This window comes from Iodidimonas gelatinilytica, from assembly GCF_008579125.1.
In the GTDB taxonomy this organism is placed as follows: domain Bacteria; phylum Pseudomonadota; class Alphaproteobacteria; order Sphingomonadales; family Rhodothalassiaceae; genus Iodidimonas; species Iodidimonas muriae.
The window spans coordinates 111,267-123,128 of record NZ_BKCL01000005.1; the positions used below are offsets into that span (position 1 = coordinate 111,267).

The following is an 11,862-nucleotide window of genomic DNA, read 5'->3' on the forward strand; positions in this document are numbered from 1 at the left end:
ACAGCCTCAGCCCCCCTTAAAATCCTGTTCTATCAAGCACGACTATCCCCATCAGCCCGCCGGACAGTTGATCCAGCGGGCTGTTTTTTTGTGCCCACAACGCCTTTGGAGCAAAGGCCGGCATCAAATGATCGTCGGCAAAAATATCATCTTGATACATATCGAGTAAGCATATACTGCTATTTCATATATTCAGGATATGCCAAATGGAGACGACCGTGACAAAACCTGCCCCTGTTCTTGCCCTTATCCTTTCTGCGTTTGCCCTATCGGCCTGTTCCATTTCGGTGGATGAAAACGGCTATGAGCGCCATATGGCCTATAAAGAGAGCAGCAACGGAATCGAAATGGGGGAAACCCGCATCACCATCGAACAGCCCGCCCCCACACGCGGAGCAGCAGCGGCGGAAATGGATCGCATGATGCAATCATTGCGCGATCGGCAATGTGTGATTGTTTCCGCACATAGCTGGCGGCGTTTACGCACAGAAAGCGGCCCTGATCTTTATGGCGTGCGCCTATCGGCCTCTTGCCCGATCATGCACCGCTTCTTTAAAATAACCGGAATAATGTGAAGAGGGGCAGCGGCCCTGCCCCCTTCAATCCATATAACCCAAGGTCGGGATCTTCAACCCCTCCCCGCAATGCTTGCAGTGCACCGCATCGGGGTCGTGTTTACTAAGCCCACAATTCGGGCAAGGGAAACTGACCTTGCCGGGTCGGAAAATGGTTTGCACCAGGCGCAAGAACAGCGCCACGCCAAACACCATGATCAATACGGATAAAAACCGCCCCCATGTCCCCTCCAGGGTAATGTCGCCAAATCCGGTGGTAGTCAAAGCTGCTACAGTAAAATAAAGCGCATCAATGTAGGTACCGATCCCCTCATTGCGGCCTTCCTCCATCACATAGACCACGGCTGCGGTCACAAACAAAAAGACAAATAGATTGATGGCCGATTCAATAAGCTCTTCATTGCGGCGAAACCACAAGGCTTCCTTTCGCAGTTCTTTCAACAAATGATAAGAACGCAGCAAGCGCAGCATTCTAAGAACCCGCAAAAAGGCCAAATTCTCGATAATGATCGGTGCAACCAAAGACACGATCACAATCAGATCGGCCATGGATACAATGCGCAATGCCGCCCGCCATGCACGATTGGCAATGATCAGCCGGGCAATATAATCGAGGCTCAAAGCAACGGCGATAACATAGCCAATCCAACGCATCCAAGGCTGTGGCTGCAGCATGGATGTGATCAGGAAAAACGCAATGGTCAGGATATCAAACCCCAACAGCGTGAAGCGAAAGCGCTGGGCGGCCTCTGTTTCCCCATAATACCAGCTGCGCAACCAGGCCTCCAGGTTCTGCGGCCGCCGGTCTTCAGCGTCTTCCCTTTCAGCCTCTTGCGCCATCTGACAGCCTTTCATCCATGGGGCACGTTTCTGTGTGGCCTTGACTCTGGTCCATCTCAAAGCCAAGGCCCCCATGCTACGCATTTAATGGGCTATGACCTAGGTCAAAGAATGCCAAGGCTTGAAAACACATCCGCCACATCATCGGCAAAACGAGCGGATTTCGACACAATAGGGACCGTATCGGGCAAGCCATCCAGCTTGGGATGGCCGCGCTTTTCACTGGTCAAAAGCGCCACGGGGATCCCTTGTGTCGATGGCATAACGGACAGTGCACAGGCAAAATCAATTCCCGTAAGCTCTGGCATATAATTGGAAACGATTACCAGATCAGGCCGCATTTGCGCAGCCAATGCCAACGCATCCACCGTGGAGCGCACATTGACGATCCGGTAACCGCATTCCGCCAGTTCCCTGGTCACAAAATGTGTCGCCGCCCCTTCGGTCATCACCAGCATCAACTCAACATCGCGGATTTCCACATCCTCGACCTCGAACGACCCTTTTGCGGGCAAACGGCGACAGAACGCCGCAATCTGCTGCGGCGTGGCATTGAGATTGCCTTCCAAAGCCTCACTGATCCGATCGATGAACACTTGGCATTCATCCAATACCCGGCCTTCCAGATGATCGGCACTTTCCAGATAATCTTCAAAACGGTGGGCAAGAACCTTGATCATGTTCACACCAATGCTGGCCGCCAACCCCTTGACGGAATGGGCATGCTGGCGCAGAACCGCACGTCCCGTTGCCTCTTCAAGCCGTTTGTGCTGCACATCCTTTAGAAGGGATGTCATTTGTGTGCAGCGATCCTCGATGGCATCCAGCGCTTCTTGCGCTGCCTCTTCAAGGCTGGGAAGATCCAAAGTCATAAGGTCATCTAACTCCTGTACAAAGCCGGTTTTCTAGCCAAAGCCGAGAATAGAACCAAAGGGTCAAAAAAACTCTAACAAAGGATCATCAGGGATATGCGTCACAGTGCTTGACAATTCGCTGTCTGGCTCTATGTTTGCGCCTTCGATTCTGCCGGTGGGATTTGGCCCTCCGGCGTCACCTTTGACAAGACGTTGGAGTTCGCCCGATGGCCAAGCCAAATGGCATTAAAATCAAACTTCTGAGCAGTGCGGGAACAGGTTATTTTTATGTGACCAAGAAAAACCCACGCACGATGACGGAAAAATTGACTCTGCGGAAATACGACCCCGTTGTCCGCAAGCATGTGGATTTCAAAGAAGCCAAAATCAAATAAGGCCTTCTTTATCCTGAAAAAAAGCCGGAGCCTGAATAGGTTCCGGCTTTTTTTATATCTGGAAAAAAGGCTTCAAAAGCGCTCAGGCCGCCTTGGCAATCACCACGCGGTTGCGCCCATCATGCTTGGCTTGATACAGGGCGGAATCGGCCCGTTCCAGCAAATCGGCCGTGGTGGTAACGTCATCCGTAATACAGGCAAGCCCCAGACTCACGGTGATGTTGATATTCGTCCCGTCAGCAAGGGTGAAGGGCGTGTTGCTGATTGTTTGACGCAACCGCTCTGCAATCATCTTCGCATCCGCTTCCACCGTATCGGGCATCACCACCACAAATTCTTCCCCGCCATAACGCGCCGCCAAATCGACGCCGCGCACATTCCGGGCGATCCTTTTTGCAAATTCATGCAGGATTTCATCCCCCGCCGCATGGCCATAGGTGTCGTTCACGGGCTTGAAATGGTCGATATCCAGCATCGCCAAAGACAGCGGCTTTGATGCCTGCCGCGCATGGCGCAGCAGCGTTTCCAGATGGCTGTTCATATAATGGCGGTTATAAAGCCCGGTCACCGCATCGGTGGTGGCAAGCTGCATGGACAAATGGAAATTTTCCCACAGCCGGTCGGAATAGCGCTTTCGACGCACCTGTGTGCGGGCACGGGCGGTCAGCTCCAACCGCTCGACAGGCGGGATCAGATAATCGTTCACACCCATTTCAAGCGCCCGGACAAGCTGCTTTGAACCGCGTTCGCAATCATCCACCACCACCAGAATGGGAACATGGCGTGTTTCTTCAAAGGACCGCAATTTCGAGCAAATCCACAAGCCGTCGGTTTCCCGCATGGATAAAGACACGATCACCAGATCGTAATTTTTCTCCCGCGCCCGTTCCGCCACATTTTCACCGCCGGTAGAATGGGTAACGGTGGCGATTTCAGAGAGCATCTGCCCACCCGCTTGGCGACTTTTTCATTGTCATCTACCAACAGGATCGAGGTGTTGGACGGTACAAACGTCTCAGCCACATCTTCAGGCTTGCTCCACCCAAGCATCGCCCCCGTATTTTCACGGTTTTTCAGCTCGTCCATCATCACTTTCAAACGGACAAGCGACTTCACGCGGGCGAACAAGGAAATATCATCAATAGGTTTGGTTAAAAAGTCTTCGGCCCCCGCTTCCAAACCGGCGATTTTATCGCTCATCTGATCCAGGGCTGTGACCATGATCACCGGAATATGGTTGGTGACAGGATCTTCCTTGATTTTTCGGCACACCTCGAACCCGTTCATGCCGGGCATCATCACATCAAGCAAGACGATATCCGGCTGCTCACGCTGAACAATCTCCAGAGCCTCAAGCCCGGAGGTAGCACTTAGGACATCAAAATATTCACTGGTGAGCTTGGCTTCCAGAAGTTTTACATTCGGAAGGACATCGTCCACAACCAGCACACGTGCTGTCATTCATTTCCACCTGTAAATTGCTTGATCGTCTCTAGAAATTGCCCAACAGAAATGGGTTTTGCAATATAGGCTTCACACCCACCTTCACGGATTTTTTCCTCGTCACCCTTCATTGCAAAAGCCGTCACGGCAACCACGGGAATTCCGCACAGATCTTCATCTTCCTTGATCCACTTGGTCACTTCCAATCCGGATACTTCAGGAAGCTGGATGTCCATCAAAATCAGATCCGGCGCATGCTCCCTCGCAAGTTCAAGCGCCGCCATACCATCGCGGGTCTGGATCGTCTCATAATTGTGAGCTTCCAACAGGTCGCAAAAGAGCTTCATATTCAGCTCATTATCCTCGACCACGAGAATTTTTTTCGACATTACGTTCCGATCAATATCCCATCAAGCTACAATCATATGCACCATAAATATCGTCGCCCCTGATTATTCTATTATAATTCCGACCCCGGACGACAATATTCTATACTAGTGGTGCAATCCTAAAGAAAGGTTTATCCCATAATTTCCATTCCGAAACATTACAAGACCGCCCGACCTGCCAATAAGGAGGAGGCGTCTGTTATCGCTTTGAATGCTTTAACATTTATCTTGTCCGAAGACTCTTTGCGTCTTCGCTTTCTGGATCTGACCGGCCTTGAAGGCGAAGATGTGCGCGCCCGCATCGCGGACCCACGGTTTTTGGGTGCCGTTCTTGATTTCCTGATGGGGCACGAGCCAGACCTTTTGGCCTTTGCGCAAGAGCAAAATCTGCCGCCGGAATCCGCGGTCCATGCCCGCCATATTTTAATGGGCGAATAGCGAAAAACGCACGCGCCACACTTTTATCGCCTCCTCCAATGGATTAGGCTTGAGCTCCCTTCCGGCCTGTTGCAAACCTGTCTTTCATGAATCCGGATCCAAAAGCGATCAAATGACCACAGATCCCCTGCAAGATTTGAACAGAGTCCCCCCCATCGAACGCCTTGTGCACGATCCCCATAAGCCTTTGATTATCTGCGATGCGGATGAAGTGCTTTTGGAATTTGCCAAGCCACTTGAACTCTGGCTAAACGACCGCGAACTTTATCTGGAGCTGAAAAGCTTCGCCCTTGAAGGCAATATCCGCCGCCTTGACGACAAAAGCCCCCTTTCCAAAGAAGAGGTTCGCACATTGGTCGATGATTTTCTTGACCATGTGGTGGATCGCGCCAAGCCCACACTGGGAGCAACATCAGCGGTCCGGCGCTTACGAGAATCCTGTTCTATGGTGGTCCTGACCAACATTCCCCATCATTTGCGCCACCGGCGGCAACTGGCTATGAAAGCCGCCGGGATCGACCTTCCCGTCTTGTCCAATGTCGGTGAAAAAGGCCCCATGGTCGCAAAGCTGATCCACAATCACAAAGGCCCGGTCTTGTTTGTTGATGATATGCCCGGCCACCATAGCTCGGTGGCGAAATATGCCAATCACGCCCATCGCATCCATTTCGTTGCCGATATGCGTTTGGCCCGCATGATCGACCCCGCACCCGACAGCCATCACCGCATTGACCGATGGGATGCCTGTGTTGATTATATCGAAACTCATCTCACTTTTAGCGGACAGTAAAATTCTATGACCATGCATATTGGCATCGACCTTGGCGGAACCAAAATCGAAATCGCCGCACTTTCCCCTGATGGCACAGAACTGCTGCGTATGCGCAAGCCAGCCCCGTCGCGGATTATGACCAGACGGTGCGCACCATTGCCGATCTGGTGGGGGAAGTGCAGCAAAAACTGGAACGCCCCGGCACTGTGGGCATCGGTACGCCCGGAACCGTTTCACGCCGCACGGGATTGATGAAAAACGCCTATGCCACAGCGCTCAATGACCGCCCGTTCAAAGCCGATATAGAAGCCATGCTGGGCCGTCCCATCAAGCTGGCCAATGACGGCAATTGCTTTGCGCTTTCCGAAGCCATTGATGGCGCGGGCAAGGATGCGGATGTGGTCTTTGGCGTGATTGTGGGCACCGGTTGCGGCGGCGGCCTTGTGGTCCATCGCCATGTTCTGGAAGGGGTCAATTCCATCGCCGGAGAATGGGGCCATAATCCTCTGCCCGCCCCCGATGACAGTGAACGCGCAGGCTTTTCCCATTATGATGGCGGCGAAGGCACCATCGAAGCGTTTTTGTGCGGCGCCGGGTTGGTGCATGATTATAAACGGGTGTTTGGCGAAACGCTGACAGCGCCGGAAATCGCTGCCGCCGATACTCCCCAGAAAGAACAGACGATGGTGCGCTATGAACAGCGCATGGCAAAGGCTTTGGCCTCGGTGATCAATCTGGTGGACCCGCAGGTGATTGTCTTGGGTGGTGGGCTTTCCAATATCGAACGGTTATATGATAATGTCCCGAAATATTGGGGCGATTGGGTGTTTTCCGATCATGTGGAAACCCAATTGAAACCCAATGTTCACGGCGACAGCTCCGGCGTGCGGGGTGCAGCATGGCTATGGGTGGACTCATAAACAAGGCGCTATGCCGCGATTGCCATCACCGGTTTATCGCGGCAAGGCGGTGCCCCGATTGTGGCAGCCCCCGGCATATCCACCATCCGGAAATCGACAGTCTCGGCATTGCCCATGTGGATTGCGATGCATTTTATGCGGCGGTGGAAAAACGCGACGATCCAAGCCTTGCAGACAAACCGCTGATCATTGGCGGCAACAGTGATCGCGGCGTGGTGTCCACCGCCTGTTATATTGCGCGCACTTATGGCGTCCATTCCGCCATGCCGATGGTTCAGGCACGCAAACTCTGCCCCCATGCGGTGATCTTGAAACCGGATATGGAGCGCTACCGCATTGCCAGCCGCGCCGTGCGTAATTTGATGGATGCGCTGACCCCTTTGGTGGAGCCTTTATCACTGGATGAAGCCTTTCTGGATCTGACCGGCACCGAAGCCCTGCACGGCCTGAGCCCCGCCGAACAACTGGCACACCTTGCCAGCGATGTTGAAAAAACCATAGGGATTTCCTTATCCGTAGGCCTTAGCCACAATAAATTTCTCGCTAAAATCGCCTCCGATCTTAAAAAGCCGCGCGGCTTTTCCATCATCGGAAAGGCCGAAACGCTGGACTTTCTGGCCCGCCAGAAGGTGTCGTTGATTTGGGGGGTGGGCAAAGCCATGTGCGACCGGCTGCACAATGACGGCATCACCCATATCGGCCAATTACAACAGATGGAAGAAGCCGATTTGTTGCGGCGCTATGGCAGCTTTGGCGGAAAGCTTTGGCGGTTGGCACGGGGCATAGATGACCGCCAGATCGTTACCGGCACCGCCCCGAAAAGCGTCTCTGCGGAAACCACTTTCGAGCATGATATAGCCGATTATGAAACATTGGAAATCCATCTTTGGAAGCAATGTGAACGCCTGTCCAAAGCCTTGAAGAAAAAGGATCTGGCCGCGGGCACCGTCACCTTGAAACTGAAAACCGCCCGGCACCGGCAAATTACCCGGTCGCGTGCACTGTTCACCCCCAGTCAATTGGCCGACCGCTTGTTTGAAATGGGCCAGGCCCTGTTGAAGCCGGAATGTCGGGACCAGATCCCCTATCGCCTATTGGGCATAACGGGCACCAATTTCACCCCGGCCCAAATGGGGGATACCCCCGATTTCTTGCAGCCGGAAAAAGATCGCCGCGCCAAAGCCGAGCGAACCATGGACCAGATCAATGCGCGCTTTGGCACCCAAATGGTCAAAAAAGGCCGCTCTGTTTAAAGCCCTAGTCCACAGGCCGCCTCGGCAAGCTTGGCCTTGCGCCCGGCAAAACTTTCCAAAGCACGGTTAATTTTTGGCAATCTTTCAATGTTTTGACCGTAGAAAGTGCCAGAATATTGAATTGGCATGAAAGCTGCTTTGTAAACCGGACAAGATGGACAGCCTGCCGATTGAGGATATTCGATTATGAGCCACGCACTTATGGCAAATGTACAAATCGACAAGAACCCGACCCCGATCACAGATCACCTGCCGGGTCAGATTGCCTCATCTCCCCTTGCCTCCAGCCTGTTTCAAAAGCGGATATTGGGCAAGGCACAGCCGAAAGTTGACAGGAAAGCGAAAAGCCAGAATGTGGATTTGATTGCCGAATTCCTGACCTATGCGGCGGCCACCGAACAAAAACTGGCCGAACAGGAAGAACGCATCGCCTATCTGGAAGCCCTGTCCCACACCGATGACCTGACAAAGCTGGCCAATCGCCGCGCCTTTGAAATCGCGCTGGAGCAAGCCCTTGGCCATGCCAAGCGCTTCGATCAACATGGCATCATTGCGCTGTTCGATCTGGATGGTTTCAAGGACATAAACGATCAGCACGGCCATGAAGCCGGTGATCTGGTGTTGATAACCATCGCCAATTTGCTGGCCAGCAGCGTGCGCTCCATTGATTGCGCGGCGCGGCTCGGGGGCGATGAATTTGCGATCCTCTTAAGCCCATGCAAGCCATTGGGCGGCACCCGCGCCTTACAAAGGCTACAACATGCCATCGAACAACAATCCATCTCCTATAACGGGCACAGCCTGACAGTTGGTGCCAGCCTTGGTCTTCATGTCTTTGACCATAAAAGCACCCTGCGTGATCTGATGTTTCAAGCAGACCGGGCCATGTATCAAAACAAGCGCATGCGTAAACAACTGGCGAACAAAAACCTGTGCCAAGCCGTTTGAAGCGTTTGCCCCGCAGATCCTGAAGCCGTTCTCACATAAACAGGAAGACTCTGGCTCACCGGCCTTTTGCCTGTTAATCACTGCTCTGAACCTTCTTTCCGGATTAAAAGGGAGTGCTGTGATGACTATAGAAAAACGGCTTTTGGAACTGGGCATCGACCTGCCCACCCCCGCAAAGGCAGTTGCCAATTATGTGCCTTTCGTAGTGAGCGGCAATCTGGTCAGCATTTCCGGCCAATTGCCCATGACAAAAGACGGGCCCAAAAAAGGAAAAGTGGGCGTCGATCTGGATGTTGAAGAGGCCGAACAGGCCGCACGGCTGTGCGCCATCAATATCATCGCCCAACTGAAAGCCGCCTGCGGGGGCAATCTTGAGCGCGTCAAACGCATCGTAAAGCTGGGCGGATTCGTCAATTGCACCGACGGCTTCGATCAACAGCCACAAATCGTCAATGGTGCCTCGAATCTGATGGTTGAGGTGTTTGGCGATAAAGGCCGCCATTCCCGCTCGGCTGTGGGAGTGAATGCTCTCCCCTTGAATGTGCCTGTGGAAATTGATGCCTTGGTAGAAATCGACTGACCATCAAGCGGTGAGCATGTCGGGCACATCTCTTAAACTGCATAGCCGTATCACGGACTTTGATGCGGCCCTTTGGGATGGCATGACGGATGGCCATCCCTTTTTGCGTCATGCTTTTTTAGCGTCCCTCGAAGAGACGGGATGTGTCCGTGCCGAAACCGGTTGGTTGCCCCGCCATATGGGCCTTTATGACGAAAGCGGCGCAACGCTTTTTGGGGCCATGCCCTGTTATGTAAAGGGGCATTCATATGGCGAATATGTGTTCGACCATGCCTGGGCCGATGCATGGCAACGGGCTGGCGGGCGCTATTATCCTAAATATCAAGTCTCCATTCCCTTCACCCCCGTCACCGCGCCCAAATTGCTTGTGGCAGACGGACAGCCGGTTGAAACCATTCAGGCGCATTTATTGGATGGCTTGGCAGCCCTTACCGATCAACAAGGACTTTCCAGCGCCCATCTGACCTTTCTGCCACAGGATCAGGCACAAAAGGCGGAAGCGCAGGGCTATTTGCTGCGCACGGACCAGCAGTTCCACTGGACCAATAAGGGCTATGGCAGCTTTGAAGACTTTTTGAAGGATCTATCCTCAAGAAAGCGCAAGCAGATCCGCAAAGAACGCCGCGAAGCGCTGGCGGGCGGCATCCGCATCCAGATGGTAGAAGGCAAAGATATCACCGAAAGCCATTGGGATGTCTTTTACCGCTTTTATATGGATACGGGCAGCCGCAAATGGGGCACGCCCTATCTTGATCGGGCGTTTTTCTCTGCCATTGGCCAAAAGATGCCCGAACAGATTGTGCTGTTTTTTTGCCACAAGGCGGGCAATATCATTGCCGGTGCGCTGAATTTTCTAGGGCCGGAGCGGCTTTATGGCCGCTATTGGGGCTGTCTGGAAGATCACCCCTTCTTGCATTTTGAAACCTGTTATTATCAGGCCATCGACTATGCCATCGCCCATGGCCTGCAATTTGTGGAAGCCGGCGCCCAAGGCCCGCATAAGCTGGCACGGGGCTATACGCCCGTCAAAACATGGTCGGCCCATTGGATATCCGACCCCGGATTCCGTCAGGCCGTGGCGCGTTATCTTGAAACGGAACGCATGGATGTGGAGGAAACCGTCGCTTATCTGGGGGAGCACAGCCCGTTTAAAAAAACGTGATATAAGCGTCTGATCGCTGGCGACTAAAGCTCTGCTTCAGAGGTCATACGGGTGATGGAGACGCCAATTTTTTCGCCCACCATCATGATCTCGCCCCGCGCCACAAGCTCGCCATTGGCATAGATCCAGCATTCATCTTCATGCTTGGCATCCAGATCGATCACCGCCCCGCGGCCCATTTTCAGCAATTGCCGGATCGGCATTTCCGCCCGACCCAGAACCACCGATATATCAACTTGTACGCGTTTGACGGCACTCATCTTGTGCTTGGCTCCATTTATTTTCCCCATATTTGCAGGTCATGGTTTCTATTCCGTTAAGGGCGCCGCCAAGGCTTGCATCCCGCCCCCATTCAGGCGTATCGAAATGCCATGGAACAGACCAAAGTGAAAAGCCCCCAATCTATGGTTTCCACCAAAATCGAGTGGCGCTCCGATACAGGCCTTGTGCCCTATCCGGATGCCTTGGCCGCCATGGAAGACCGCGTGGCCGCCATTCGGGCGGGCAGCGCCCCCGAACAGGTGTGGCTACTAGAGCACCCGCCGCTTTATACGGCAGGCACCAGCGCACGGGAGAGCGATCTTTTGGCCCCCAAACGTTTCCCTGTGTATCAAGCGGGGCGCGGTGGGCAATATACCTATCACGGACCGGGGCAGCGCATTGCCTATGTGATGCTGGACCTGAAACAACGCGGGGCCGATCTGCGGCGCTATATAAAGGATCTGGAGCACTGGATCATTGACAGTCTGGCGGAATTTGACGTTCAGGGCGATGTGCGCGAAGGCCGTGTTGGCGTATGGGTTACCCGTCCCGACGGGCGGGAAGAAAAAATCGCCGCCATCGGGGTGCGCGTGCGACGCTGGGTCAGCTTTCACGGAATCTCGCTGAATGTGTCGCCTGATCTCGCGCATTTTTCCGGTATCGTGCCCTGCGGCATCACGGAACACGGAGTCACATCCCTGCACGCGCTGGGGGTAAAAGCCAGCATGGAAGATATGGATAACGCCCTTCAACACCACTTCCACCGGATCTTCCCGCCGATTTCATGAAATATTCGCATCGGCGTGCCGCTTTCCCTTGAAAAACCTGCGCCAAATGGCCACACTCCGTCCCACGTTCCTGGGGGAGCTTCACGTTAGAAGCTGAGAGGCCGATAGCCGCCAATTTTGCGGCCGCGCGGCGACCCTTCGAACCTGACCAGGTTCAAACCTGCGAAGGGAACGGACGGTTACGGGGCCGAAACAATATGCTTCAGGCATAGGTTTTGGCCAATACTGCCCGCATATGCTTCCC

16 protein-coding genes, 1 pseudogene and 1 riboswitch are annotated in these 11,862 nt (G+C 53.6%); of the genes and pseudogenes, 10 read left to right on the top strand and 7 right to left on the bottom strand.

The genetic code is table 11. The features are described 5' to 3' along the window. Positions 1-16: 16 nt before the first annotated feature. Complete coding sequence (locus JCM17844_RS14885) at positions 17-160, bottom strand: hypothetical protein (RefSeq protein ID WP_210431653.1); 144 nt, start codon at positions 158-160, stop codon at positions 17-19. A 58-nt stretch (positions 161-218) separates the two neighbouring features. Between JCM17844_RS14885 and JCM17844_RS08415 the strand changes: the two genes are divergently transcribed. After that, complete coding sequence (locus JCM17844_RS08415; protein WP_150000549.1) at positions 219-575, top strand: hypothetical protein; 357 nt, start codon at positions 219-221, stop codon at positions 573-575. 24 nt (positions 576-599) lie between these two features. On the opposite strand, the gene JCM17844_RS08420 is transcribed toward JCM17844_RS08415, so the two are convergent. Then, a complete protein-coding gene (locus JCM17844_RS08420; protein WP_150000550.1) occupies positions 600-1,415 on the bottom strand; it encodes an ion channel in 816 nt (271 codons plus the stop codon). Positions 1,416-1,519: 104 nt separating this feature from the next. Further along, complete coding sequence (locus tag JCM17844_RS08425) at positions 1,520-2,287, bottom strand: Hpt domain-containing protein (RefSeq protein WP_150000551.1); 768 nt, start codon at positions 2,285-2,287, stop codon at positions 1,520-1,522. Between the two features lie 209 nt (positions 2,288-2,496). Here JCM17844_RS08425 and rpmG point away from each other — a divergent pair, with 209 nt between their 5' ends. Beyond that, positions 2,497-2,664, top strand: coding sequence for a 50S ribosomal protein L33 (gene rpmG, locus JCM17844_RS08430; RefSeq protein ID WP_150000552.1), 168 nt, complete (start codon positions 2,497-2,499; stop codon positions 2,662-2,664). Between the two features lie 82 nt (positions 2,665-2,746). On the opposite strand, the pseudogene JCM17844_RS17265 reads toward rpmG, so the two are convergent. Together JCM17844_RS17265 and JCM17844_RS08440 are read right to left on the bottom strand one after the other, a co-directional pair. After that, positions 2,747-4,125, bottom strand: a pseudogene (locus tag JCM17844_RS17265) (PleD family two-component system response regulator). Continuing rightward, entirely contained in the window at positions 4,122-4,496 is a 375-nt protein-coding gene (locus tag JCM17844_RS08440) for a response regulator (protein ID WP_150000553.1), read from the bottom strand. The pseudogene JCM17844_RS17265 and the gene JCM17844_RS08440 overlap by 4 nt, the downstream one beginning before the upstream one ends. Positions 4,497-4,643: 147 nt before the next feature. On the opposite strand from JCM17844_RS08440, the gene JCM17844_RS08445 reads away from it, so the two are divergent. The 4 genes from JCM17844_RS08445 to JCM17844_RS08460 all read left to right on the top strand — a co-directional run bounded on the left by JCM17844_RS08445 (position 4,644) and on the right by JCM17844_RS08460 (position 7,879). Next, positions 4,644-4,934: a DUF3572 domain-containing protein gene (locus JCM17844_RS08445; RefSeq protein WP_268885118.1), complete on the top strand. Its 291-nt coding sequence runs from the start codon at positions 4,644-4,646 to the stop codon at positions 4,932-4,934. A gap of 112 nt (positions 4,935-5,046) precedes the next feature. Further along, a complete protein-coding gene (locus JCM17844_RS08450) occupies positions 5,047-5,724 on the top strand; it encodes a hypothetical protein (protein WP_150000555.1) in 678 nt (225 codons plus the stop codon). Between the two features lie 128 nt (positions 5,725-5,852). Beyond that, on the top strand, positions 5,853-6,626 hold the full coding sequence (locus JCM17844_RS08455; RefSeq protein WP_210431657.1) for an ROK family protein: 774 nt from the start codon (positions 5,853-5,855) through the stop codon (positions 6,624-6,626). Then, positions 6,605-7,879 (top strand): DNA polymerase IV, encoded by a 1,275-nt coding sequence (locus tag JCM17844_RS08460; RefSeq protein WP_150000556.1) that lies wholly within the window; start codon positions 6,605-6,607, stop codon positions 7,877-7,879. Before JCM17844_RS08455 ends, JCM17844_RS08460 begins: the two co-directional genes overlap by 22 nt. Here JCM17844_RS08460 and JCM17844_RS16610 read toward each other — a convergent pair. Next, the gene (locus tag JCM17844_RS16610) at positions 7,876-8,007 is read right to left on the bottom strand and encodes a hypothetical protein (RefSeq protein ID WP_268885109.1); all 132 of its coding nucleotides are present in this window, start codon (positions 8,005-8,007) and stop codon (positions 7,876-7,878) included. The genes JCM17844_RS08460 and JCM17844_RS16610 overlap by 4 nt on opposite strands. A gap of 58 nt (positions 8,008-8,065) precedes the next feature. Between JCM17844_RS16610 and JCM17844_RS08465 the strand changes: the two genes are divergently transcribed. From JCM17844_RS08465 to JCM17844_RS08475, 3 genes are all read left to right on the top strand, one after another. Then, a complete protein-coding gene (locus JCM17844_RS08465; protein WP_150000557.1) occupies positions 8,066-8,827 on the top strand; it encodes a GGDEF domain-containing protein in 762 nt (253 codons plus the stop codon). A gap of 121 nt (positions 8,828-8,948) precedes the next feature. Then, the gene (locus JCM17844_RS08470; protein ID WP_150000558.1) at positions 8,949-9,407 is read left to right on the top strand and encodes a RidA family protein; all 459 of its coding nucleotides are present in this window, start codon (positions 8,949-8,951) and stop codon (positions 9,405-9,407) included. 16 nt (positions 9,408-9,423) lie between these two features. Further along, positions 9,424-10,569 carry a GNAT family N-acetyltransferase gene (locus JCM17844_RS08475; protein ID WP_150000559.1) on the top strand — a complete coding sequence of 382 codons (1,146 nt, stop codon included), beginning with the start codon at positions 9,424-9,426 and terminating at the stop codon, positions 10,567-10,569. Positions 10,570-10,592: 23 nt separating this feature from the next. Here JCM17844_RS08475 and JCM17844_RS08480 read toward each other — a convergent pair whose 3' ends face one another. Continuing rightward, the gene (locus tag JCM17844_RS08480) at positions 10,593-10,829 is read right to left on the bottom strand and encodes a FliM/FliN family flagellar motor switch protein (RefSeq protein WP_150000560.1); all 237 of its coding nucleotides are present in this window, start codon (positions 10,827-10,829) and stop codon (positions 10,593-10,595) included. A gap of 111 nt (positions 10,830-10,940) precedes the next feature. Between JCM17844_RS08480 and lipB the strand changes: the two genes are divergently transcribed. Next, positions 10,941-11,618 carry a lipoyl(octanoyl) transferase LipB gene (lipB, locus tag JCM17844_RS08485; protein WP_150000561.1) on the top strand — a complete coding sequence of 226 codons (678 nt, stop codon included), beginning with the start codon at positions 10,941-10,943 and terminating at the stop codon, positions 11,616-11,618. A 62-nt stretch (positions 11,619-11,680) separates the two neighbouring features. After that, positions 11,681-11,806, top strand: a riboswitch (TPP riboswitch). Positions 11,807-11,862: the final 56 nt, after the last annotated feature.